Genomic DNA, 23,099 nt, shown 5'->3' with positions numbered 1-23,099 from the left:
GTCAGGAACGCGCTAAATGTCTGATCGCCCGAACACGCCTCTGCTGGATCTTGTGAGCCGTCCTGCCGACCTCAAGCAGTTCTCGGACACGCAGTTGCATCAGGTGGCGCAGGAATTACGGGCCGAGACGATTTCCGCCGTGTCCGTCACCGGCGGCCATCTGGGTGCGGGACTGGGCGTGGTCGAACTGACCACCGCGCTGCACGCCGTGTTCGACACACCCCGCGACAAGATCATCTGGGATGTGGGGCACCAGTGCTATCCGCATAAAATCCTGACCGAACGACGTGATCGCATTCGAACGTTGCGCATGAAAGATGGCCTCAGCGGATTCACCAAACGCAGCGAGAGCCCCTATGACCCCTTTGGGGCTGCGCATAGCTCAACCTCGATCAGTGCAGCGCTTGGTTTTGCGGTTGCGCGCGATCTGGGCGGCGTCACACCCGAAGGGCTGGGCGATGCGATTGCGGTGATCGGCGATGGCTCGATGTCGGCGGGTATGGCCTTTGAGGCGATGAACAATGCGGGCCACCTGAAAAAGCGCCTGATCGTGATTCTGAACGACAATGAGATGAGTATCGCGCCGCCCGTTGGCGCGCTGTCCAACTACCTATCGCGCATCTATGCCGAGGAACCGTTTCACGATCTGAAAGCCGCTGCTAAGGGTGCGGTGTCGCTGCTGCCCGAGCCATTCCGCGAAGGGGCCAAGCGCGCCAAGGAGATGCTGAAAGGCATGGCCGTTGGCGGCACTTTGTTTGAGGAGCTTGGCTTTTCCTATCTCGGTCCAATCGACGGGCATGATCTGGACCAATTGCTGCCGGTGCTCCGCACGGTCAAAGCGCGTGCGACGGGTCCGATCCTTATTCATGTTCTGACCAAGAAGGGCAAAGGCTACGCCCCCGCCGAGCAAGCCCGCGACAAGGGTCACGCCACCGCCAAGTTCGATGTGGTGACGGGTGAGCAGAAAAAGGCGCCATCGAACGCACCATCTTATACGTCGGTCTTTGGTAAGACGCTGGTGGAAGAGGCCGCGCGCGATGACAAGATCGTCGCCGTCACGGCGGCGATGCCAGACGGCACCGGGCTGAACCTGTTTGCGGAACGCTACCCATCGCGCTGTTTCGACGTGGCGATTGCAGAACAGCACGGGGTGACCTTCTCGGCAGCGCTGGCGGCGGGCGGGATGAAACCCTTCTGCGCGATCTATTCGACTTTCTTACAGCGCGGATACGATCAGGTGGTGCATGATGTGGCGATCCAGCGCCTACCTGTCCGCTTTGCCATCGACCGCGCCGGGCTGGTCGGTGCCGATGGCGCAACCCATGCAGGGTCCTTTGACATTGCCTACCTATCAAACCTTCCAGGTATGGTTGTCATGGCCGCCGCAGATGAGGCGGAACTGATGCATATGGTGGCCACCGCAGTCGCACATGACGAAGGCCCCATCGCGTTCCGCTATCCACGTGGCGAAGGTGTGGGCGTTGACCTGCCCGAACGCGGAGAGGTGCTGGAGATCGGCAAAGGCCGCATGATCCAGGAAGGCGCGCGCGTGGCATTGCTCTCCTTTGGCACACGCCTCGCAGAGGTGCAGAAAGCCGCCGAGTCGCTGGCCGCGCGGGGGATCACACCCACCATCGCAGATGCCCGTTTCGCTAAGCCACTGGATCGCGATCTGATTCTGGGTCTGGCGGAAACGCACGAGGCGCTGATCACTATTGAAGAAGGCGCTGTGGGCGGGTTCGGGAGCCACGTAGCGCAATTGTTGGCGGATGAAGGGGTGTTTGATCGGGGCCTGAAATACCGATCAATGGTTTTGCCCGACATCTTTGTCGATCAGGCCAGCCCGGCTGACATGTATGCCGTGGCGGGTATGAATGCCGAGCATATCGAGGCGAAAGTCTTAGATGTTCTGGGCGTCGCATCGATCGGCGAAAAACGCGCGTAAGCGCTAAGCTGAGCTTGGGTGCAACGCTCGCAGGCTTATCTGCGACCGTCAATTCCATCGTTTTGCTTCTCATGGAGCACGCTATGAAAAAGAGCTTTGGTTTCCGATTGGTCTAGGCCCTCATCGAAACGCTCGTCATCAGATGAGTCAGGAGCAAGATTTCCCGGTATGGAAATACGGACTGTTTTGTTTTCCAACCATTGGTTCAGAAGCGACTTAATCGACATTGTTAGACTCCAGCGCGTGTATTTCTTAATCAATGAGGTCGCTGCGGGTCGTTTCCGAACCGTGAGGGGGAAGTGGCTCAAGGAAATTTTGTGAGTGAGCGGAACCCGCAGCGACACGGCGCATCTACGAGTTTTATTTGACCGTGGAAGGTATGGAATTCCGCCAGTTTTTGCGTTTGTTGACCGGTTAGTCAAAATTTTCATTCGAAAGCTTACGTTTACGTCAACTTTCTAACCAAACGGCCTTAAGTTCGGACGTTGCGTCACATTCGTTCGATCGCTTCGGTGAGTGCTTTAAAGCCAGTTTTTGGTGCCGCTGAAGGGACTCGAACCCCCGACCCCATCATTACGAATGACGTGCTCTACCAGCTGAGCTACAGCGGCACCTATGGTCGCCCTGACAGGATACGCCCGGGTGCGGAGCGTCATTTAGACCGTCATGATCGGGCCTGCAAGTCCAGATGCATATGCATGGAAAATCAGCGGGCACCTCGGTTTATGAAAGTTCTGTAAAGAGGTCGAACTTGGATTGATCGGCCGACATTATTTCGATAATTCATGAAGTATGATAGAAAGAATCACAGATCAGCTGGCCATTCTGGGCCACCCACAACGCATCACCGTGTTTCGCATGTTAATGCGTCGGTTTCCTGACACCGTGCCGGCAGGTGAGCTGGCATCTGAGCTGGATATCAAGCCCAGCACCATGTCGAACTATCTGAACGCGCTGCAGCGGTCCGGGTTGGTGACACAGCAACGTTCTGGCACGTCGCTGCTCTACTCCATCGACATGAAGAATGTGCAGGGGATGCTGGATTTCCTGATCGTCGATTGCTGCCGAGGGCGGCCTGATCTCTGTATGCCTTCAACAAAAGGAAAAGGCGAAATGACTGACCGCAAGTTCAACGTTCTGTTTCTGTGCGTGGGAAACTCTGCGCGCTCGATCTTTGCTGAATCGCTGCTGCGCCAGATGGGTGGGGATCGGTTCACCGTCTATTCCGCAGGAACGCAACCCGCGTCCGAGCTGAACCCATTTGCCGTGCAGGTCTTGCACGATAAGGGTCACGATACCTCGGTCCTGCGTTCAAAGCATATGTCCGAGTTCGCCACGGCTGAGGCACCACAGATGGATTTTGTCTTTACCGTCTGTAACAGGGCAGCGAACGAGGAATGCCCCGCCTGGGAGGGCCAACCGATCAGCGGCCATTGGGGCATGGAAGACCCAGTCAAAGCAACCGGAACAGATGCCGAGAAAAGCCTAGCTTTCCAAACCGCATATGGCGCGCTGAAGCGCCGGATCGAAGCTTTCACCTCTTTGCCGGTCGAAAGCCTTGACCGGATCGCCCTACAATCTGCTGTCGATGAAATCGGCAGAACCTCTGTCGGAGACTAAAATGACCACTTATGCTGTGAATGGCCTGGGCCGTATAGGAAAGCTGGCCCTGAAACCGCTGTTGGAAAAAGGCGCCAAGATCGCCTGGATCAATGACGCGGTCGGAGACGCCGAGATGCACGCGCATCTGTTGGAATTCGACACCGTCCATGGCCGCTGGGATGCCACTTTCGAGCATGATGACGACAGCGTCACCATCAACGGCACCCGGCTGCCCTTCATCGGCACCAAGGACCTGAGCGCCCTGCCGCTGGACGGCGTTGATGTGGTGATCGACTGCACCGGTGTCTTCAAGACCGAGGCAAAGCTGGCCCCTTATTTCGAAGCTGGTGCGAAAAAAGTTGTCGTCTCAGCCCCAGTCAAGGACGGCCCGACCGCCAATATCGTGATGGGTGTGAATGACAACATCTACGATCCGGCGACCCATCAGATCGTAACTGCAGCCTCCTGCACGACGAACTGTCTGGCCCCGGTGGTGAAGGTCATCCACGAGAACCTGGGCATCCGCCACGGCTCGATGACCACAATCCATGACGTGACCAACACACAGACCATCGTGGACCGCCCCGCCAAGGACCTCCGCCGGGCGCGGTCTGCGCTGAACTCTCTGATCCCGACCACAACCGGCTCGGCCACGGCGATCACGCTGATCTACCCTGAACTCAAGGGGCGTCTGAACGGCCATGCGGTGCGGGTGCCGCTGTTGAACGCGTCGCTGACCGACTGCGTGTTCGAGGTTGAGCGTGAAACCACTGTCGAAGAGGTCAACGCCTTCTTCAAAGCCGCCGCCGAAGGTGAATTGAATGGCATTCTGGGCTATGAGACCCGTCCGCTGGTGTCAACCGACTACACCAATGACGAACGCTCTTCGATCGTTGATGCGCCGTCGACCATGGTGGTGAACGGGACACAGGTGAAAATCTATGCCTGGTATGACAACGAGATGGGCTATGCCCACCGCCTGGTCGATGTGGCGCTGATGGTTGGGGCCTCGCTGTGACCGATCGGCCCGAGGGGCTGTCGGCCTATATCGCGGTCACGGCGGCCTATTGGGCCTTTATGCTGACCGACGGAGCCTTGCGGATGCTGGTGCTATTGCACTTTCACACGCTGGGTTTCTCGCCGGTGCAGCTCGCCTACCTGTTTGTCCTCTATGAAATCGCCGGGATGGTGACGAACCTTGCAGCGGGCTGGATCGCGGCGCGGTTTGGCTTGACCTCGACGCTCTATGCCGGGCTTGGGTTGCAGGTGGTGGCGCTGCTCGCGTTGACGCAACTAGACCCTAATTGGGCGATTGGCGCATCTGTGGCCTTCGTCATGATCGTGCAAGGCGCAAGCGGAGTGGCCAAGGATCTGGCCAAGATGTCCTCGAAATCCGCGGTGAAACTGCTGGCCCCGACCGAGGGCGGCGGGCTGTTTCGCTGGGTGGCGGTGCTGACCGGATCAAAGAACGCCGTCAAAGGGCTAGGCTTCCTGTTGGGCGCGGCGATGCTGGCAACGCTGGGCTTTCAGGCGGCGATCATCGTGATGGCAGTCGTTCTGGCGGTGATCCTGTTCGCCGTCATCCGCTTCATGCCCTCCGGCCTGCCCAAAGGGCGCAAGGGCGCGAAGTTCTCTGAGGTCTTTTCGAAATCTGCCAACGTCAACTGGCTGTCCGCCGCGCGGGTCTTTCTTTTCGGTGCCCGCGACGTGTGGTTCGTGGTCGGCATCCCGATCTATTTCTACGCCGTCCTCTCGGATGGCACCGAAGAGGGCAACCGCGCCGCCTTTTTCATGATCGGCACCTTTATGGCCTTCTGGATCATCCTCTATGGCGTTATTCAGGCCAACGCGCCCAAGATCCTGCGGGCCTCAGACCGGTCCGAGGGGGATTTGATCCGCGCCGCGCGCAGCTGGGCCGCCATGCTTTTCTGCGTTCCTGCGGCTCTAACACTAGTAGTTTTGCTGCCAGAGGGGCCGGAGACATGGCTGACGATCACGTTGGTTTTGGGCCTTCTGGTGTTTGGAGCAATCTTCGCCGTCAACTCATCCCTGCATTCCTATCTGATCCTCGCCTTCACCAAGTCCGAGCGGGTCACGATGGATGTCGGCTTCTACTACATGGCCAACGCGACGGGGCGCCTTTTGGGCACCGTGCTGTCCGGCTCTACCTATCAGGTCGGCGGCCTGCCCCTTGTGCTGGGCACAGCGGCTGTCATGGTGGCCCTTGCAGCGCTCACTTCGGGCAAGCTGACCGACCAAACAACTGAGGCATATTCATGAGCATCTTCGAGCGCTATCTGACCATCTGGGTCGCCCTCGCCATGGTCGGCGGCGTGCTGATCGGACTGGCAGCACCCGGTCTGGTCGGGTTGGTCGCCTCAGCCGAATTCGCAAGCGTCAACCTGGTTGTCGCCGTTCTGATCTGGGCAATGGTCTACCCGATGATGGTTGGCGTGGATTTCCGAGCGGTCGCCGGTGTCGCACGCCAACCAAAAGGCCTGATTGTGACGCTAGTGGTCAACTGGTTGATCAAACCTTTCACTATGGCCCTCCTGGCCGTTCTGTTCTTTGACTATGTCTTTGCGCCTTGGATCGAACCCGAGGATGCCGCCCAATACACCGCAGGCTTGATCCTGCTGGGCGCAGCGCCTTGTACCGCGATGGTCTTCGTCTGGTCACAGCTGACCAAGGGCGATGCGACCTATACGCTGGTGCAGGTCTCAGTGAACGATCTGATCATGGTGGTAGCCTTCGCACCGATCGTAGCCTTTCTGCTTGGTGTGACCGACATATCTGTCCCATGGCAGACATTGGTTCTGGCCACTGTCCTTTATGTCGTTCTGCCACTGATCGCCGGGCTGCTCACACGCCGGAAGCTGGGATCACAAGACGCAATCGACACGTTTTCTGCACGGGCAAAACCATGGTCCATCATGGGCCTAATCGCTACCGTGGTCATCCTGTTCGGCCTTCAGGGGCAGACGATCCTGTCCAAGCCCATGGTCATCCTCCTGATCGCCATCCCGATCCTGATCCAGAGCTACGGCATCTTTGCCCTGGCCTACGGCGCGGCCTATGCTCTGAAAGTCCCCCACCGCATCGCGGCACCCTGTGCCATGATAGGCACGTCCAACTTCTTCGAACTGGCCGTCGCAGTGGCCATCAGCCTGTTTGGTCTGAACTCGGGCGCTGCATTGGCAACAGTGGTGGGCGTCCTTGTCGAAGTCCCAGTAATGCTGTCCCTGGTCGCCTTCGCCAACCGGACCCGCGGTAGGTTTGCTGAGCCTGTGGTGCAGTAACAATGGCGACCCCGGCAGGATTCGAACCTGCAACCTGCCCCTTAGGAGGGGGCTGCTCTATCCAGTTGAGCCACGGGGCCGCTTGAGGCCTTCTGTAACCGGGAATTTCGCGGTTGTCATTGCCTTTGCACAATTGTTGTACACGTCGACCTGTTCACGCTACCATCGGGCAAAACAACAACGCAGGTGCCTCTCGTGAACACTGAAACCAAACGCCCGCTGACCCTTCGCGATGTATCCGAGGCTTCGGGGGTCTCAGAGATGACGGTCAGTCGGGTCCTGCGCAATCGTGGGGATGTGTCCGACGCCACCCGCACACGTGTTTTGGCCGCCGCGAAAGAGCTGGGATATGTCCCCAACAAAATCGCGGGCGCGCTGGCGTCCAGCCGGGTTAACCTGGTGGCGGTAATCATCCCGTCGCTGTCGAACATGGTGTTCCCCGAAGTGCTGACCGGCGTCAATCAAGTCCTGGAAGACACCGAATTGCAACCCGTCGTTGGCGTCACCGACTACCTGCCCGAGAAAGAAGAGAAGGTGCTGTACGAGATGCTCTCGTGGCGGCCTTCGGGTGTGATCATAGCGGGGCTGGAGCATACCGAGGCAGCACGCGCCATGCTGGATTCATCTGGCATTCCGGTGGTCGAGATCATGGACACCGACGGCAAACCGGTGGATGCGATGGTCGGAATTTCCCATCGTCGCGCGGGCCGCGAGATGGCGCAGGCGATCCTGAAAGCGGGCTATGAACATATCGGTTTCATGGGCACCAAGATGCCGTTGGACCATCGCGCGCGAAAGCGGTTTGAAGGCTTCACCGAAGTGCTCGGCAAGAAAGGGATCGAGATCGAGGATCGGGAATTCTATTCCGGCGGTTCAGCGCTCGCCAAGGGCCGCGAGATGACACAGACCATGTTGGAACGCTCACCCGATTTGGATTTTCTTTATTATTCCAACGACATGATCGGGGCAGGTGGTCTGTTGTATCTACTGGAGCAGGGCATCGATATTCCCGGACAGATCGGTCTGGCCGGGTTTAACAATGTGGAACTGTTGCAAGGCCTACCGCGCAAACTGGCAACGATGGATGCCTGTCGGTTGGAGATTGGTCGGCAAGCGGCCGAAATCATCGCGGAACGGCTCAAGGACCCGGAGTCTGAGATTGAGACCCGCGTGACCTTGACCCCCAAGATTAGCTTTGGCGATACGCTGAAACGGCGCTAGGCCGATGGCACTGCGGCAACTGGACAACCGCGCCGCGCGGGCGATCTTTATGGATCGTCATGCGCTGGCCGAACCGCCTGCGGGACCTTCCAAAGGAGCAGACCTGTTGGAGCTAATCCAGCGGCTGGGCTTTGTTCAACTCGACAGTATCAACACCGTCGCCCGCGCCCATGACATGATCTTGTTCTCGCGCAGGCCCAGCTATCGCAGCGGGAATCTGAAACGCCTCTATGAACGCGATCGGGCGTTGTTTGAACATTGGACCCATGACGCCGCTGTCATCCCGATGGAGTATTACCGTCATTGGCATCTGCGGTTTCTGCGTGATGCTGATCTGTTGAAGTCGCGGTGGAAGAACTGGCGCCGGGATGGGTTCGAACAGCAGTTCGAGACGGTGCTGACCCATATCCGAGACCATGGTGCGGTGTCCTCATCCGATGTCGGGAAGGACGAAAAGAAAGGGTCCGGCGGGTGGTGGGATTGGCATCCCTCCAAGACGGCGCTTGAGTTTCTGTGGCGCTCCGGCGCGCTGACCGTGGTCGGGCGCGACGGGTTTCAAAAACGCTATGACCTGACGGAGCGGGTGATCGAGACGCATCTGTGCCCCGGTCAACACCCATGTGACGCTGAGGCGACCGTCGATTGGCTTTGCAATGCCGCGCTGGACCGGCTTGGCTTCGCCACTTCAGGTGAGATCGCTGCGTTCTGGGATACGGTCAGCCCGGCGGAGGCCAAAGATTGGTGCGCTAATGCGCTGAAATCCGGTGCTTTGGAGGAAATTGAGATTGCCTGTGTTGACGGGCGAATGCGCAAGCTTTTCGCACGACCCGACCTGATCGATGATGTGGCGGACCTGCCCCAGCCAACCGGACGCATCCGCGTGCTCAGCCCGTTTGATCCGATGCTACGTGACCGGAACCGAGCCGAGCGGCTGTTTGGTTTTCACTATCGGATCGAGGTTTTTGTGCCAGAGGCGAAACGGACCTATGGCTACTACGTGTTCCCATTGCTTGAGGGCGACAAGCCAATTGGGCGGATCGATATGAAAGCGCATCGGGATGCGGGCGAACTGCGCGTGCGTGCCCTTTGGCCGGAACGCACCATCCGATGGTCTGACGCGCGCACTCGCCGCCTAGAGGCCGAGTTGGATCGGGTTCGCAGATTTACGGACCTGGATCGTGTTAGCTTTTCACAAGATTGGTTGAAAGAGCCAAAATAGACCCTATTCCGCGTTGCTCAGGGTCAGCCGAAGCGGTGCAAGCCCGTCAATGCCACCTTCGATCATATCCCCCGCAACTACGGGCCCGACGCCGGCAGGCGTTCCTGTCAGGATCAGGTCTCCGGGACGGAGATGATAATAGCCGGACAAATGGCATATGACCTCATCGATCTTCCAGATCAGCTCTTGCAGGGTCGCGTCCTGACGGAGTTCGGAATTGACGCTCAGATGAATGCGCTTGCTATCGTCTGGAGCCCATTCGGTAGCACGGGTCAGCGGTGCAAAAACCGTTCCATTCTCTAAATCCTTGCCCAAATCCCAAGGGCGCTGTTTGTTGCGTTCACGGATTTGCAGATCGCGGCGCGTCATATCCAGCGCACAACCATAGGCATAAACCGCATCCCAGGCCTGAGCGCTGGTCGCTTTGAACACCGATCTACCAATGGCAACGGCCAATTCCATTTCGTGATGGAAATTCTCGGTGCCCGGCGGATATGGCACGGTCGCGCCGGTCAGAATGGCGTTCGACGCGGATTTGGTGAAATAGAATGGCGCTTCACGATCCACCTCATGCCCCATCTCGGCTGCATGGGCAGCATAGTTGCGACCAACGCAGAAAATCCGACCAACCGGATACCGGGCCGTTTCACCCTGCACTGGGATGCCAAGGATATCCGGAATCGGGAACAAATGGTCGGTCATGATGGGCCCTCATGGATGTTTGCGCGCATCTTAATTCACAAGACCAATCCCGCAACCCGCAGAAATCCGCCGGTTTTTACCCAGCTCTCTCTGTAAATTCGGCACGGAACTGCCCAATTTTGACAATTTGGAAACGAATTGTTTCCCGAATCCCGAGGAATCGGTTTTAGATATACACATCGGATGCGCTTTTTGACCCCCGGCGCAGTTCGATACCTGCGATGGGCCCCAGAATCTGCACATCGCCATTTGACGAAAAGTGCTTGGATACCATCCTGTTCGCCCCAGAACGCTGGTTGCCAAAGTAATGAACCAATCTATTTGGCTCTGCGCGATCTGGTGCAGAGCGCTTTATCAACCGCCAGAACCGGATCGTTGGAATGCCGGACAAACAGCACGATCAAAGCGACGAAAAGAAACCACTTGCGGACCAGACAGCAAGTCGGCAAGTGAGCATGACCGCTTCGGAGCACACGCAAAGGTTTAGGTCCATCCCCCTGGATCCTAAGCCTCGGTAACGAACCAATTTTCGGTTCTGCACGTCTTCGAAGCACGGGCCAGGCACATATCCAGTCCGGGTCTGGCCAAACCCCGTCGGAGAGTTCCCCCTACCATCTCCGACGGGGTCATAAACCTAAGGCCGGACCAGATCTTAGCTTTCCAGATCATTGAGTTCATTGAGAAGATCCAGCAGCATTTCATGCTTGTCGGGGCCAAGCTGGCTGCGCACCCGTTTGGCCTGTTCCACACTCACGGCCAAATTAGCGTGAATGATCTGAACACCCGCATCACTGATTTCGACAATCTGACGACGACCATCCTGAGGATGGCGGCGGCGCAAGATCAGGTTTTTCTGCTCTAGCGTTTGCAGAATACGGGTCAGGCTGGGCAACAGCAGGCAGGCGCGTTCAGCAATATGCGTCGGCTCTTGCGGCCCTTCTTCGTTCAAGACACGCAACACCCGCCATTGTTGTTCGGTGACACCGGCATCCACCAACAGCGCACGAATTGGCCCCATCACCTTTTCCCGCGCCCGCAACAGCGCGATGGGTAAAGATCTTGAAGTTAACGGTAAATCATCGGCCATGTTTAACCTTACCACGGTATTGGCGGATCGGCGCTTGCCGAGTTCCAGCCAAGGTCTGCGGCAATGCCTCGGGAATGCGATTGCTTGAAATCTCAAGCGGTTTGTTTCCAAAAGCTATGGATATTGACCGAGACTGCATGACAGAATGTAGCAGAATCTCAAGAGTCTCATACAGGACAGCGCAAAATGCCCGCCCCAAAGAACACGTTCAAACAGGCTCTGGCACAGGGCCAACGGCAGATCGGCTGCTGGATGAGCTTTGCCGAACCCACCACTGCCGAAGTTATGGGAACCACAGGGTTCGACTGGCTGGTCATTGATGGAGAGCACGCGCCCAATGATATCCGGTCGATCCGGGATCAGTTGATCGCCTTAGCCAACAGCCCGTCTCATCCCGTCGTCCGCGTCCCGGTGGGTGAGACCTGGCTGATCAAGATGGTTCTGGATGCGGGCGCGCAGACCATTCTGGTGCCGATTGTGGAAAGCGCAGAACAGGCACGAAAGCTGGTACGTGCTTGCCGTTATCCACCCGAGGGTGCACGCGGTGTTGGCGCGACATCCGCGCGGGCGACGATGTATGGATCAACCCAAGACTACATACAGACCGCCGATCAGGAAATCTGCCTATTGGTGCAAGTAGAAAACCGAGCTGGAATGGCTGCGCTGGACGAAATTTTACAGGTCGACGGGATTGATGGAGTCTTTATCGGGCCCGCTGATCTGTCGACCGATATGGGCTATCAGGGCAACAGCGCCGCGCCCGAAGTGCGCGCAACCATCGCCGACGCGATGAAACGGATCAGGGCCGCAGGCAAAGCGCCGGGGATTCTGGGCACCAATGATGAGGCAACCCAAGCCTATCTGGACATGGATCCACTGTTCCTGGCGGTTGGCATAGATGTCATGCTTCTGGCCAACGCAGCGCGCGCACTGTCGGCGCGATGGAAGTCCTGCTAGCACTAGCCCCGCATCAAAGCCGCCGCCTGCGCATACCCGCCGGATGCACCATCAACGAAATGAACGTGATCATCTCGCGTGGCGGCGGGCACAAAGCAGGTCATCATCGCCTCATCCTGTGCATGCAGGCCAAATCTGATTTTGCCGCGACCTCGCGCCTCTTCCAGCATATGTTCGATCTGGTGCAGCGTGGCATCGTCGCAATCCAGCGTCATCTTCAGCCCATCGTCGAATTTGCGGAAATCGGCATTGCGACTGACCATCCGCTTATAGTGCTCGGGCTCGAACTGACCCATACGCTTATTGGTCCAGAACAGGATCGCAATCAGCAGGTTCTGACCCAGCAGCATCAGCTTTTGCAGCAACAGATTGCGACCGGTTCGCGATACATGCGCATCCAGATCAACACCCGGTGGCGGCCATGTCATGGGCGGTCCGTTTTCAGGCACTGGGTGACCTGCGCGGTCCAACCCGTCCGAAGCACGCAGGACCGATTGCGCCAGATCGGCAAAGTCGCGCTCGGTGGCCTGTGCCGTGGGCTGCACAACAACCGAGACAATGCGCCCATGCTGCGCCGGGCTGTTGGACCAGCGACAGGACAGACCAGTCAGATCTGGCTGGCTACCCGGCTCGGCCAGCGGCACCTGATGCTCTCCGGCCTTCATCTGTGCCTCGGCCCAGGCCAAACCACCGCCTGAGAACATGGCATAGTCGACCCCGTTCGATGGCGCATATCGGGCCACGCGCAAATCCTTTCCCGCCTGGCGCAGCTCTGCCACGGGCACCAACGCCGCCCGCAGCGGCATCGAAAACTCTTCCTCAGCCCAGCGCCGTAGCGCGGCAAGCGTCTGGCGGGCCTGATCGGCGGCACTGGGCGGCACGGCAAGCCCGGCACCGTCTCCACCAAAGACATAAGGAAACAGTTTGCCATCCATCGTGTTGATCATGCCCGAGATCACAGCCGCGCCCACCATGTTCACGGTCTTGTAGCGTCCGCGCGCAATCTCTCCGGTCGAGTCGACGATATCGGCAACGCCCAGAACCCATTCATCCGGGACAGCCGCAAACGAGGACGGATCCGCCAGCTGATTGAAATCGCGCAGCAGCGGCAGGTTTTCGTAAAATGCAGAATGGAGGTCTTTCATGGTCCCCCTCAGATTGAATTGAATGGTCAGATAGCTCAAACGTGATCAATGTCTGTTACCTGCAACATTCTACACGCGCTTGTGCGTTTTACCACAACATGCCAAGGAGTGATCGCAAGATTTGAAGGGGACGTTAGATGAAATCTGGGCTGGTTGTACTGTGTCTGGCCTATGTCCTCAGCCAGTTCTTTCGCGCGTTCCTTGCGGTCCTGAGCCTTGATCTGGAACGCGACATCGGCGCCACGCCCGAAGATCTGGCCTTTGCCTCGGGCCTTTGGTTTTTGGTCTTTGCGGCCATGCAAATCCCGGTCGGCTGGGCGCTGGACCGGGTCGGCCCGCGCCTGACCGCTGCTGTATTGCTGCTGGTCGGCGGTGCAGGTGGGGCGGTTGTGTTTGCCGTGGCCACGTCCGCCGTTCACGTCAGTATTGCGATGGCGCTGATTGGGGTTGGGTGCTCTCCGGTTCTGATGGCGTCGTATTTCATCTTTGCACGCGAGTATCCGCCCGCCCGGTTTGCCACGCTTGCAGCAGTGATGCTGGGCGTGGGATCGGTGGGCAATCTGGTCGCTTCCTACCCAACCGCTCTTGCGGCTGAAATACTGGGCTGGCGTGCCACCCTGCTGGGCCTGGCTTTGGTTTCTGCAGTTGTCGCCCTTGGCATCTGGATCAGCGTGCGCGACCCGGCCAAGGTTGAAACCGAGCATAAGGGATCGGTTCTGGACCTGCTCAAAGAACCCGCCTTATGGCTGATCCTGCCCTTGATGCTGGTGGCTTACGCCCCCTCGGCCGCGCTGCGTGGATTATGGGCCGGTCCTTATCTGAACGATGTCTTTGGGCTCAGCACCACCCAGATCGGCACTGCAACGCTGATCATGGGGGCCGCGATGATTGCAGGGACCTTTGCCTACGGTCCGCTGGATCGCATTCTGGGCACGCGGAAATGGGTGATCTTCGGCGGCAACGCGCTGGGCGCTGCGGCTTTGGGTCTGCTGTGTGTGTGGATCGACAGCGCGGTCTGGGTCTCGGTCCTGCTGCTGGCAGTCATTGGGTTTCTGGGGGCCAGCTTTCCGGTTATCATGGCCCATGGCCGCGCCTTTGTGCCGCCGCATCTGATTGGGCGTGGGGTCACCTTGCTGAATCTGTTTGGAATCGGAGGCGTCGGCATTGCACAATTCGTGACCGGGCGTATCCATGCGGCAAACGCCGCTACCGGAGCCACCGCGCCCTATCTGGCCATCTTCAGCTTTTTTGCCGTGACCCTTGCCATTGGCTGCGTGATCTATCTATTCAGCCGGGACAGCCTGGACTGATTGGAAACCGGAGGAACGGCCCGTGCAGGATATCGAGGTGATCGCACCCAACCTGAAACACAGCCTGTCCGGGGTCACAACCACGGTCATCCGCCTGCTGCCGATCCAGAAAGAGATGATCGGGATCGTCGCTACCGGTCCCGGCCTGCCCGAAGACCTGCCGCATATCCGCCTGATCAAGGTTCCGTTCCTGTCGAACCGCACCTGCCGGGTCTGGCACGCGCGACGCAATACCGAAATGCTGATGGGGCTGTTTCTGCGCAAGGTCCTGCGGCGCAATCTGAAACTGCTATTCACCTCTGCCGCGCAACGGGATCATTCGGGGTTTACCAAGACACTGATCTCGCAAATGGACGCGCTGATCGCGACAACGCCGCAGGCGGCCTCGTTTCTGCAACACCCGTCAACCGTCATCATGCATGGCGTAAACACCGAACTGTTCCATCCAGCGACCGACAAACAAACACTGCGCAACAAGCTGGGCTTACCCAGTGGCACCCTGATCGGTTGTTTCGGGCGCATTCGCCCTCAGAAGGGCGTTGATCTGCTGGTTGACGGCGCACTGAACGTCCTGCCCAATCACCCCGATGCCCACATCATCTTCACCGGCCGCGCCACCAGCGAATTCGAAGGGTTTCAAGCCGAACAGGAATCCAAACTACAAGCCGCAGGTCTAGCTGACCGTGTGCATTTCCTCGGCGAACGCCCGTGGGAAGAGATTATCGAGACCTACCGCGCCCTCGATCTGTTCATCGCCCCTGCCCGCCACGAAGGGTTCGGGCTGACCCCGCTTGAGGCAATGGCCTCGGGCGTGCCCGCGATTGCCTGTCACGGCGTAGGGGCCTTTAGCGCCCAGATTAAGGATGGCGAAACCGGGCGGCTGGTTGAAAAAGACAATGCCCCGGCATTGGCCCAAGCGCTGGATCAGATGCTGTCCGACCCGGCCCAACTGGCTGCCGCCGGACAGGCCGCTCGCGCCCATGTGGAGCGGAATTTTCGAATCGAAGGCGAGGCGGAAGCCATCGTAAAGGTCTATCGATCTCTGCTGGACGCCGATTAGAGTGCGGTGAACGCCTCAAATCCGCGTCATTCATCGAAAACCGATCCGAAAGCTCTTTTTTCTTTGCTGCAACGCGGCTATGAACGCGCGTCCTTAACTTTGGAGACATGAAATGGGCTATCGCGTCGTTGTCGCCGGCGCCACAGGTAACGTGGGCCGCGAAATGCTGAACATCCTGGCGGAACGCCAGTTCCCGATCGATGAAATTGCCGCTCTGGCAAGCCGTCGTTCGCTGGGGACTGAGGTGACATTCGGCGACAAGACACTGACCACCAAAGACATCGACACATTCGACTTCACCGGCTGGGACATGGCGCTGTTTGCCATCGGCTCGGACGCAACCAAGACCTACGGCCCAAAAGCGGCCGCGGCAGGTTGCGTGGTGATCGATAACAGCTCGCTCTATCGCTATGATCCGGAGATTCCGCTGATCGTGCCAGAATGTAACCCGCAAGCGATCCACGACTACAAAAACAAGAACATCATCGCCAACCCCAACTGCTCGACCGCGCAGATGGTTGTCGCGCTGAAACCGCTGCATGACCGCGCCAAGATCAAGCGTGTTGTTGTGTCGACCTATCAGTCGGTTTCGGGTGCCGGTAAAGAGGGCATGGATGAGCTTTGGGATCAAACCAAAGCCATCTACAACCCCACGACCGAGGTTGAGCCGAAGAAGTTCCAGAAACAGATCGCCTTCAACGTCATTCCGCAGATCGACGTCTTCATGGAAGACGGCTCGACCAAGGAAGAATGGAAGATGGTTGTCGAGACCAAAAAGATCGTCGATCCGTCGATCAAAGTCACAGCCACTTGTGTCCGTGTACCTGTGTTTGTCGGCCATTCCGAAGCCGTGAATATCGAGTTCGAGGAATTCCTGGACGAAGACGAGGCCCGCGACATCCTACGCGAGGCCCCGGGTATCATGGTGATCGATAAGCGTGAAGATGGCGGTTATGTATCGCCCATCGAATGCGCCGGCGATTTCGCCACGTTCATCAGCCGCATCCGTCAGGACTCGACGATTGAGAACGGCCTGAACCTGTGGTGCGTCTCGGACAACCTGCGCAAAGGTGCCGCACTGAACGCAGTTCAGATTGCCGAGCTTCTTGGCCGTGAGGTTCTGAAAAAGGGGTAAGAAAACCACCCTGATAAGAATATCCGAAGCCCCGCAGTATCACCTGCGGGGCTTCTTTTTTGTTTGAACACAGCGCAAAAGCGCGAATTCAAACAGTGGCGTGCAAAATCTGAAGAGAGCGGTAGTCGATTAAACCGCCGGTCCGAGCGACCCAGATCAGGACCAGGTCTTGATAGCATCCTCATACAGTAGAACTGCCCGTTCGGATTCGTTTCCAAGCACATCCATCTCGGCGCAGAAATGCAAAACGTCATCAAGGCTGGGAACATCTGCCGCGTCCAAAGCTTCGACTGTGGGCTGAAGCTCGGCCCAATGGGCCTCTACCTGCTTCAACGCTGCAAGCGAGGCGTCGCTTGGAGGCGTGGACATCTTGATATAGTCATTGCCGCCATCAATCAGCGCGTCGACGATCTTGCCAAATTTCGCGGCGTTCTTCTTGAACTTCTCGTGGTGTTCCGCCGTGTCTTTTCCTGTCGCGGCCAGGGCGATTTCCTTGCAGATTTTCTGCGTGATCATCCGCTGCCGACCCGCAAACTCCAGGGCCAAGGCCATGGACGGTTCGATATTGACCTCGCCATAGGCAGCTTCCAGCTTGCGAACGACCACGTGGTTGGCCTCTTCCAGAGGTTCCACATCGCCCACGATCATGGTCAATTGCGCGTCATTCACGGATTTGGTGGCAAAAATATCCTCAACCGCGATCCGATAGGGCGCCCACAAGATGGCAACTTCCTCAAGCGCTTTGTTGACCGAGTAGAACCGTTCGCGATCGATGCCGGACGATCCCTTACCCTCTTTGAAACCAAGCAGAATATCGTCAAATTCATCATGCGCTTGTTGTAGTTCAGTCAGAGCCTTGTCGGCTTCGGCACCCATGCTCAGCAATACGGTTGCTTTTGCGACCTTCTCGGTCAGAAAGCTCAGCTTTTGAGCGGCCAGAATGCGGTGCACCACCTGACCTGCGGCCATTGCAAACGCGTAGCCACCAACCGGCAAGAATGCCGTTAGCCCAAGTCCCAGCGTCCCAGTGACGAAAACACGACGATCGATACTCATTTTTCTTCCTAACCCTGCTGCTTTTGCATGTGCATATCGAGCAACAAGCGCCGCAAATGTCCCAGCGTAGTGTTGAAAATAAGAAAATATAGTGACTTTTCGCGCCTGGGATCAGCAGATTCACACGCTGATCGACCGGATCAGCCAGGGATTCCGTACTGGGTTGTGTCCACCATCGACCCTTCAGCTTTTTGCACAGGTTGATATCAACGGATCGCGCGATCCACTTGGCCCAGACGGGTTTTTCTGTTGATAAATCACCCTGACGGGTACACCAGCCTGAAACCCCTGTTGTTGCATTCACCGGGTGCGTGTTTAGAAATCAGGTGGTCTGGATAAGTCTCAGGCCCACAATCGACCACATCGGCTCAAACAGAAGGCCCCGAGGAACCCTATGACCAACACAGCCTCCGAACAAAACCAACAGGACGCCGTCGAATACAGCCAGTCCCGGGGTTTGGTGGATCGGCTGGCGCGGTTGGGATGCTCGCTTGCGTTTTCCTCCTACCAATCCGGGCTGCTGTACCATATGGGGCGCGGTGTCGACGGGTCGTTGCATGTACATCAGTCGGCCATGCCAAAACCCATGGGGCTGCACTATGATGGCCAAGGCGGGCTGACGCTGGCCGGGGGCGCCCAAATTCTGAGGTTCGAGAACATTCTCGCCCCGCATGAGCGCATCAACAACGTCTTCGATGCCTGTTTTATGCCTCGGGTTATACATAGTGTTGGTGAGTTGGATGTTCATGATATCGGGCTGGATACAGATGGTGCCCCCGTCTTTGTGAACACCCGTTTCAACTGCCTGGCGACCTTGTCCAAGCGCCACAGCTTCGTACCTGTCTGGACCCCTCCGTCGATCACTCAGATCGTGGATGAGGACCGGTGCCACCTGAATGGGATGGCCATGCGCGACGGCCAGCCCGCCTATATCACTGCCGTATCCCAATCCAACACGATTGACGGGTGGAGAGATCGCCGCGTTGATGGAGGCGTGGCCATTAACGTCCAGAACAACCAAGTTGTGTGCAGGGGCCTGTCGATGCCGCATTCGCCGCGCTGGTATGATGGTAAGCTCTGGCTTCTGAACTCTGGCACCGGTGAGCTTGGCTATGTGGACGGGTTGGAGAACGACGCGCCGGGCCAGTTCAAACCAATTGTCTTTTGCCCGGGTTTCCTGCGCGGGCTGCGGTTCTACAAAGGATATGCTTTCGTCGGTCTGTCCAAGCCGCGCTACAAACGGTTCGAAGGGCTGCCATTGGCAGATCGGCTGGACGCCGCAGACAGCGACGCGTGGTGTGGCCTGCAGATCATCGACCTTGCCAGCGGCACCTGTGTCGACTGGTTCCGCATCGATGGCGCGATCGCGGAACTCTATGACGTCGAGATCATACCAGGATTTGCAACGCCCATGACGGTCAGCCCTGGCAGCGCCGAAGCGGCGAGCCTGATCACCTGGGATGAAGCGGGGTCAACCTAGAGCAAAGGCCGTCGCCACGGCCTGAGCACCTGCACCAAATGCTATTTGACCCGCGTGATTTCACCCGGAATATACTCTCCATCCAGCCATTCTTGCCGTGGTCCGTACATCCGCAGAATGGTGAACCAGCTTTTTCCGGGGATGGTCTGGACCCAGTTCTCCTCGAAACCTTCTGGTGCCGTTGGAGCGAAATACACATCGATCGACCCGTCCTCATTAAGTAACGGATCGTTCTGAATGCTGTCGATGGACGGCAGCGGCTGGTTTGTCTGCAACATCGACCGGGTTTGAGCGTCATAGAGCGTGAAGGCCCAAAAATCTTCAGCGGGCGGATTGGGCGGCAGAGTCACCATATAGGTCGCCGACCCGTCGAACGGCTCACCCGCCGCATCAAGATAGGCGATTCTGTAATCCGACCCGACACCCGGCCTTGGTTTGGCCATCGCGGGTGTGACGGCTGTGTAGGGATAGTGGAAGGTAACCCGCGCATCAGTGTTCATCGTCTCATCGTCCGGGCCATTGAAAAAGACATCCTGATTCAGGAATGCTGAATTCCAGTTCATTCCTTCAAAGGTTTGCAAGCCAGCCAGATTCCGGTCTATGCGCGGATGCCAGACAATGGATCGCGCAGCGGCGTTGCCAATGGCCACGGCGTCCTCAAGAATAGCGCGCATTCTGGCATCAGGTTCAAACGGCTTACCCTTTTCAATCCCGATGGATGCCCACAGGCCGCGCGTTTCTGTTGGGAACAGATCGATTGGTTCACGCTGTACGACCGCGTTGAGCTCTTCGTAGAACTGAAAATTGTTCGCATGGATTGTGTTGAAGGATTGACCGGACATCGAAATCAGTTCCAGCGCAGGCGGGTTTTCCGCCTTGCTCAGTGGGTAGACGCGCAGGTTTTCGGCGACATTGTTATATGCGGCCTCCAGACCGTCGGCCACGGACATACGCATGAAGGTCCAAACCGTATAGCTGGGTGATTGCACAACGAAATAGCCGTCAGGCACGTCCCCTTCATAGCCCGGTGGAAGAACAAGATACTTGCCACCTTTCCCTGCGTCCGGACCAGCCGGGCCGACATCACTGATGTATCGGAAATAGGCATCATTAAACGCCCCCAATGCACCCGGCGGCACCTCGACAACCGTTGGCCCATCGCGGTCCAATTCAAGGTTTGGCATCACATACATGGTCGAGCTATTGCCAGTGAGGAACAAAGAATTGGGATCCATCAACCGATCAAAGATACCAACCTGGTGCGCCTCGACCGCACCCAAAGGCTTAACACCTTCGATCAACATATAGACAGACGCAGCCGGGATGCCTTTGAGGAACGCATCAACACCTCTAGCGCGGTCGAGATAATCATAGACCAGCGTTGATGTTTCCGGCAGCGGAGCGCCGTCGATGAACTTGAGTGTTCCAATTGAGGTTTCGACCTCATTCGGCGTCGATATCGCATCCAGTTGTTCTTGTGTGACCTCTGCGGCCACGATGATTGGCAACGCCACAACGACGGCAGCCAATGATCCGGTAGGCTTTGGCAATGTCATTCAATGTCCCCCCTCGATTGGGAAACCAAATACGGTCAAAGTTAGGCATGGACAAAGGATAGGCTGTCAAAACTATGCCGCCAGTGGCTGACCTCTGCACCTACGTCATCGCCCTTCAAGCCGCGCGCGATCAGTAAGGCCAGCCTGTCTGCATGATTCGCTGTCATGCCCCACCTTACCAGTTCCGGGGTGCCTATGCGTAAGCCATTCATATCGCCTTGCACTTCTGGCGCCGGAAGGCCGATGCCACAGGCCAGAAAACCTACCTGTCGCAGGGTTTTGGAGGCTGTTTGCCCGCCGCCAAACGCCTTGGCCAAGACAGCAAACTGGTGGGAGCAGGTGAAACCCTCTCGGCCAGCAAAGACAGGTACGCCATTGTCATTCAGGCGCTCGGCAAGCGCTTGTGCCATTGCGATCATCTGTGCCGCATAGTCGGCCCCGAAATCGCGCCAATCCAGCATAGTGACCGCAAGCGCAGCAGATTTCGCTGCGTCGAAATTGGCCGTCATTCCTGGGAACGCGATTGCGTCCAGACGCTCGGCCAGATCAGCTTCATTGGTGACAATCAGCCCACCGGCAGGGCCGCCAAGGCTTTTGTAGGTGCTCATTGTCATCAGATGCGCCCCTTCAGCCAGCGGGTCTCGCCACGCCTTGCCTGCGATGATCCCGCACTGATGCGCGGCGTCGAACATCACTTTGGCACCAACCTCATCGGCAATGGCGCGTATCTCTTTGACCGGATGTTCGAACAGGTTGAGGCTGCCTCCGACCGTGATCAGTTTGGGTCGTTCGCGTTTCGCCATCACGTGCAGTTGATCCAGATCGATGGTGTATCCATCTGCGTCAGTTGGTGCCTCAACAGTACGCAGCCCGAACAAACCCGCACAGCCCGCCAAATGATGCGTGACATGACCGCCAATCGACGCAGGGGGTGCGATGATCGTGTCACCCGGTTTGCACGTGGCCATAAAGCCATAAAGGTTTGCAATCGCGCCCGACGGCACGCGGATTTCCGCGAAACGCGCGTTGAAAACCTCGGCACAAAGCTGGGTGGCGATCACCTCGATCTCTTCGATGGCCTCAAGGCCCATCTCATATTTGTCGCCCGGATATCCAAGCGAAGGGCGCGACCCGATACCCGAAGACAGCAGCGCCTCGGCTCTCGGGTTCATGACGTTGGTGGCTGGATTGAGGTTGAAACACTCTTTCTCATGAATCTCGCGGTTCCGGTTCGCCAGGTCTTCGATCCGGTCAAGCAATACGGCCGAGGTGCTGCGCGCGGTGGTCGCTGCGATCTGCTGCACAAGCGTTTCACTGGCGTCCGGGACCCAGGATCTTATGTCTATTGTCATTGCTGCATACTCCTTGCTCGGCTTCAGAATGGACGGTCTGCATGACAATGCAAATCAGTTCTGCTATTTCTTGCCCTAGAAAAACTAAGGCTAACACATGGCAGTTCTTCCCGGACGACCCAAAGGGCCACCCCTGAACGCATTGCGCGCCTTCGAGGCTGCCGCCCGTCTGGGCAGTTTCGTTGCGGCAGCCGAGGAATTGGGTGTCACCGCAGGCGCGGTGTCACAGCATGTCAAAGCTGTTGAGGCGTGGTCCGGCACCAGCCTGTTTGAACGCAGCGCACAAGGCGTTTCATTATCTACCGCCGGTCGTTTGTTGACCGAGGATTTCACACAGGCTTTCGATCTTCTGGCAGCTGCAACCCAAAATCTGCGTAATCTGGCACCCAACCCCGAAGTTCACATTGCCGCACTGCCATCAGTCGCGCAGCTTTGGTTGCCGCCCCGTCTGGGTCGATTGCGTGACCTGCATCCCAATCTGAACATATCCGTCACGGCGATGGAGAACCCCCCAAGCCTGTCCAGGGATCTGTTTGATTTGTCCATCTTCATATCCCTGCCCGACGAAACCGAAGATCAGATCATCGTCGAAGACGACATCATCTTTCCGGTTTGCTCGCTTAAGCTGGCGCAGGGTATCGATCTTTCAACGGCGCCGCTGCTGCACGATCAGACCTGGGACAGCGATTGGCCAGCATGGTCAGGCGCCACCGGTATCGACATCGGCGATCCGGCACGCGGCCCTCGGTACTCGCTCTATGCCTTGGCGGTCGAAGAAGCGAAATCAGGCGCGGGGGTGCTGATGGGGCATGCTGCGCTGGTTGCGCAGGCGCTGGATGCGCAGCAGCTCAGCCGTTTGTCCGAGCACAGTCATAAAACCGGCAAAGCCCTGGTGATCGAACGTCCACATCGGTCCCGGCGCCATCCGGAAATTGATCATGTCATCGATCTTCTGTGTAGATAAAGGCCGCAG

19 protein-coding genes and 2 tRNA genes are annotated in these 23,099 nt (G+C 57.7%); 13 read left to right on the top strand and 8 right to left on the bottom strand.

Annotated elements, in window-relative coordinates; all coding sequences use genetic code 11:
- The first annotated feature begins 16 nt into the window (after positions 1–16).
- Positions 17–1,945, top strand: coding sequence for a 1-deoxy-D-xylulose-5-phosphate synthase (dxs, locus tag ACR0JE_RS06810; protein WP_480863609.1), 1,929 nt, complete (start codon positions 17–19; stop codon positions 1,943–1,945).
- Between the two features lie 535 nt (positions 1,946–2,480).
- On the opposite strand, the gene ACR0JE_RS06805 is transcribed toward dxs, so the two are convergent.
- A tRNA-Thr gene (locus tag ACR0JE_RS06805) sits at positions 2,481–2,556 on the bottom strand.
- A 181-nt stretch (positions 2,557–2,737) separates the two neighbouring features.
- Between ACR0JE_RS06805 and ACR0JE_RS06800 the strand changes: the two genes are divergently transcribed.
- Genes ACR0JE_RS06800 through arsB form a run of 4 tightly spaced genes read left to right on the top strand, consistent with a single transcriptional unit; the run spans position 2,738 to position 6,846 of the window.
- On the top strand, positions 2,738–3,565 hold the full coding sequence (locus ACR0JE_RS06800) for an arsenate reductase/protein-tyrosine-phosphatase family protein (RefSeq protein WP_480863608.1): 828 nt from the start codon (positions 2,738–2,740) through the stop codon (positions 3,563–3,565).
- A 1-nt stretch (position 3,566) separates the two neighbouring features.
- Entirely contained in the window at positions 3,567–4,565 is a 999-nt protein-coding gene (locus tag ACR0JE_RS06795; RefSeq protein ID WP_480550896.1) for an ArsJ-associated glyceraldehyde-3-phosphate dehydrogenase, read from the top strand.
- Positions 4,562–5,827 (top strand): organoarsenical effux MFS transporter ArsJ, encoded by a 1,266-nt coding sequence (gene arsJ / locus ACR0JE_RS06790; RefSeq protein ID WP_480863607.1) that lies wholly within the window; start codon positions 4,562–4,564, stop codon positions 5,825–5,827. The genes ACR0JE_RS06795 and arsJ overlap by 4 nt, the downstream gene beginning before the upstream one ends.
- Complete coding sequence (arsB, locus tag ACR0JE_RS06785) at positions 5,824–6,846, top strand: ACR3 family arsenite efflux transporter (protein ID WP_480863606.1); 1,023 nt, start codon at positions 5,824–5,826, stop codon at positions 6,844–6,846. Before arsJ ends, arsB begins: the two co-directional genes overlap by 4 nt.
- Before the next feature lie 3 nt (positions 6,847–6,849).
- On the opposite strand, the gene ACR0JE_RS06780 is transcribed toward arsB, so the two are convergent.
- Positions 6,850–6,926, bottom strand: a tRNA-Arg gene (locus tag ACR0JE_RS06780).
- 115 nt (positions 6,927–7,041) lie between these two features.
- Between ACR0JE_RS06780 and ACR0JE_RS06775 the strand changes: the two genes are divergently transcribed.
- Together ACR0JE_RS06775 and ACR0JE_RS06770 are read left to right on the top strand one after the other, a co-directional pair.
- Complete coding sequence (locus ACR0JE_RS06775; RefSeq protein ID WP_480543550.1) at positions 7,042–8,067, top strand: LacI family DNA-binding transcriptional regulator; 1,026 nt, start codon at positions 7,042–7,044, stop codon at positions 8,065–8,067.
- Positions 8,068–8,071: 4 nt separating this feature from the next.
- Complete coding sequence (locus ACR0JE_RS06770) at positions 8,072–9,286, top strand: winged helix-turn-helix domain-containing protein (protein WP_480863605.1); 1,215 nt, start codon at positions 8,072–8,074, stop codon at positions 9,284–9,286.
- A gap of 3 nt (positions 9,287–9,289) precedes the next feature.
- Here the strand turns inward: ACR0JE_RS06770 and ACR0JE_RS06765 are convergent, their stop codons facing one another.
- On the bottom strand, positions 9,290–9,988 hold the full coding sequence (locus ACR0JE_RS06765) for a fumarylacetoacetate hydrolase family protein (protein ID WP_480863604.1): 699 nt from the start codon (positions 9,986–9,988) through the stop codon (positions 9,290–9,292).
- Between the two features lie 652 nt (positions 9,989–10,640).
- Positions 10,641–11,075 carry a homoprotocatechuate degradation operon regulator HpaR gene (hpaR, locus tag ACR0JE_RS06760; protein ID WP_480543556.1) on the bottom strand — a complete coding sequence of 145 codons (435 nt, stop codon included), beginning with the start codon at positions 11,073–11,075 and terminating at the stop codon, positions 10,641–10,643.
- Positions 11,076–11,261: 186 nt separating this feature from the next.
- On the opposite strand from hpaR, the gene ACR0JE_RS06755 reads away from it, so the two are divergent.
- The gene (locus tag ACR0JE_RS06755) at positions 11,262–12,032 is read left to right on the top strand and encodes an HpcH/HpaI aldolase family protein (protein ID WP_480863603.1); all 771 of its coding nucleotides are present in this window, start codon (positions 11,262–11,264) and stop codon (positions 12,030–12,032) included.
- A gap of 2 nt (positions 12,033–12,034) precedes the next feature.
- Here the strand turns inward: ACR0JE_RS06755 and ACR0JE_RS06750 are convergent, their stop codons facing one another.
- Complete coding sequence (locus ACR0JE_RS06750; protein ID WP_480863602.1) at positions 12,035–13,177, bottom strand: DUF3095 domain-containing protein; 1,143 nt, start codon at positions 13,175–13,177, stop codon at positions 12,035–12,037.
- Between the two features lie 137 nt (positions 13,178–13,314).
- Here ACR0JE_RS06750 and ACR0JE_RS06745 point away from each other — a divergent pair, with 137 nt between their 5' ends.
- The 3 genes from ACR0JE_RS06745 to ACR0JE_RS06735 all read left to right on the top strand — a co-directional run bounded on the left by ACR0JE_RS06745 (position 13,315) and on the right by ACR0JE_RS06735 (position 16,682).
- Complete coding sequence (locus tag ACR0JE_RS06745) at positions 13,315–14,487, top strand: MFS transporter (RefSeq protein ID WP_480543562.1); 1,173 nt, start codon at positions 13,315–13,317, stop codon at positions 14,485–14,487.
- A 22-nt stretch (positions 14,488–14,509) separates the two neighbouring features.
- Positions 14,510–15,547, top strand: a complete 1,038-nt coding sequence (locus tag ACR0JE_RS06740; RefSeq protein WP_480863601.1) for a glycosyltransferase family 4 protein — start codon at positions 14,510–14,512, stop codon at positions 15,545–15,547.
- A gap of 112 nt (positions 15,548–15,659) precedes the next feature.
- Positions 15,660–16,682, top strand: coding sequence for an aspartate-semialdehyde dehydrogenase (locus ACR0JE_RS06735; protein ID WP_480863600.1), 1,023 nt, complete (start codon positions 15,660–15,662; stop codon positions 16,680–16,682).
- A gap of 156 nt (positions 16,683–16,838) precedes the next feature.
- On the opposite strand, the gene ACR0JE_RS06730 is transcribed toward ACR0JE_RS06735, so the two are convergent.
- Positions 16,839–17,738, bottom strand: a complete 900-nt coding sequence (locus tag ACR0JE_RS06730) for a type IV pili methyl-accepting chemotaxis transducer N-terminal domain-containing protein (RefSeq protein WP_480863599.1) — start codon at positions 17,736–17,738, stop codon at positions 16,839–16,841.
- Positions 17,739–18,132: 394 nt separating this feature from the next.
- On the opposite strand from ACR0JE_RS06730, the gene ACR0JE_RS06725 reads away from it, so the two are divergent.
- Positions 18,133–19,218, top strand: coding sequence for a TIGR03032 family protein (locus ACR0JE_RS06725; RefSeq protein ID WP_480863598.1), 1,086 nt, complete (start codon positions 18,133–18,135; stop codon positions 19,216–19,218).
- A gap of 41 nt (positions 19,219–19,259) precedes the next feature.
- Here the strand turns inward: ACR0JE_RS06725 and ACR0JE_RS06720 are convergent, their stop codons facing one another.
- Positions 19,260–20,774: a DUF1254 domain-containing protein gene (locus ACR0JE_RS06720; protein ID WP_480863597.1), complete on the bottom strand. Its 1,515-nt coding sequence runs from the start codon at positions 20,772–20,774 to the stop codon at positions 19,260–19,262.
- 41 nt (positions 20,775–20,815) lie between these two features.
- Positions 20,816–22,126 (bottom strand): aminotransferase class I/II-fold pyridoxal phosphate-dependent enzyme, encoded by a 1,311-nt coding sequence (locus ACR0JE_RS06715; protein WP_480863596.1) that lies wholly within the window; start codon positions 22,124–22,126, stop codon positions 20,816–20,818.
- Positions 22,127–22,223: 97 nt separating this feature from the next.
- Here ACR0JE_RS06715 and ACR0JE_RS06710 point away from each other — a divergent pair, with 97 nt between their 5' ends.
- Positions 22,224–23,090 carry a LysR family transcriptional regulator gene (locus ACR0JE_RS06710; RefSeq protein ID WP_480863595.1) on the top strand — a complete coding sequence of 289 codons (867 nt, stop codon included), beginning with the start codon at positions 22,224–22,226 and terminating at the stop codon, positions 23,088–23,090.
- The last annotated feature ends 9 nt before the right edge of the window (positions 23,091–23,099 follow it).

It is taken from the genome of Ruegeria sp. H3 (assembly GCF_056533095.1).
This window is presented reverse-complemented; position numbering and strand designations above follow the sequence as displayed.

Excerpts from the sequence above, each read along its gene's own strand:
- dxs (WP_480863609.1), top strand. The coding sequence starts at position 17 with ATGTCTGATCGCCCGAACACGCCTCTGCTGGATCTTGTGAGCCGTCCT.
- ACR0JE_RS06800 (WP_480863608.1), top strand. The coding sequence starts at position 2,738 with ATGATAGAAAGAATCACAGATCAGCTGGCCATTCTGGGCCACCCACAA.
- ACR0JE_RS06795 (WP_480550896.1), top strand. The coding sequence starts at position 3,567 with ATGACCACTTATGCTGTGAATGGCCTGGGCCGTATAGGAAAGCTGGCC.
- arsB (WP_480863606.1), top strand. The coding sequence starts at position 5,824 with ATGAGCATCTTCGAGCGCTATCTGACCATCTGGGTCGCCCTCGCCATG.
- ACR0JE_RS06770 (WP_480863605.1), top strand. The coding sequence starts at position 8,072 with ATGGCACTGCGGCAACTGGACAACCGCGCCGCGCGGGCGATCTTTATG.
- ACR0JE_RS06765 (WP_480863604.1), bottom strand. The coding sequence starts at position 9,988 with ATGACCGACCATTTGTTCCCGATTCCGGATATCCTTGGCATCCCAGTG.
- hpaR (WP_480543556.1), bottom strand. The coding sequence starts at position 11,075 with ATGGCCGATGATTTACCGTTAACTTCAAGATCTTTACCCATCGCGCTG.
- ACR0JE_RS06755 (WP_480863603.1), top strand. The coding sequence starts at position 11,262 with ATGCCCGCCCCAAAGAACACGTTCAAACAGGCTCTGGCACAGGGCCAA.
- ACR0JE_RS06750 (WP_480863602.1), bottom strand. The coding sequence starts at position 13,177 with ATGAAAGACCTCCATTCTGCATTTTACGAAAACCTGCCGCTGCTGCGC.
- ACR0JE_RS06745 (WP_480543562.1), top strand. The coding sequence starts at position 13,315 with ATGAAATCTGGGCTGGTTGTACTGTGTCTGGCCTATGTCCTCAGCCAG.
- ACR0JE_RS06735 (WP_480863600.1), top strand. The coding sequence starts at position 15,660 with ATGGGCTATCGCGTCGTTGTCGCCGGCGCCACAGGTAACGTGGGCCGC.
- ACR0JE_RS06730 (WP_480863599.1), bottom strand. The coding sequence starts at position 17,738 with ATGAGTATCGATCGTCGTGTTTTCGTCACTGGGACGCTGGGACTTGGG.
- ACR0JE_RS06725 (WP_480863598.1), top strand. The coding sequence starts at position 18,133 with ATGACCAACACAGCCTCCGAACAAAACCAACAGGACGCCGTCGAATAC.
- ACR0JE_RS06720 (WP_480863597.1), bottom strand. The coding sequence starts at position 20,774 with ATGACATTGCCAAAGCCTACCGGATCATTGGCTGCCGTCGTTGTGGCG.
- ACR0JE_RS06715 (WP_480863596.1), bottom strand. The coding sequence starts at position 22,126 with ATGACAATAGACATAAGATCCTGGGTCCCGGACGCCAGTGAAACGCTT.
- ACR0JE_RS06710 (WP_480863595.1), top strand. The coding sequence starts at position 22,224 with ATGGCAGTTCTTCCCGGACGACCCAAAGGGCCACCCCTGAACGCATTG.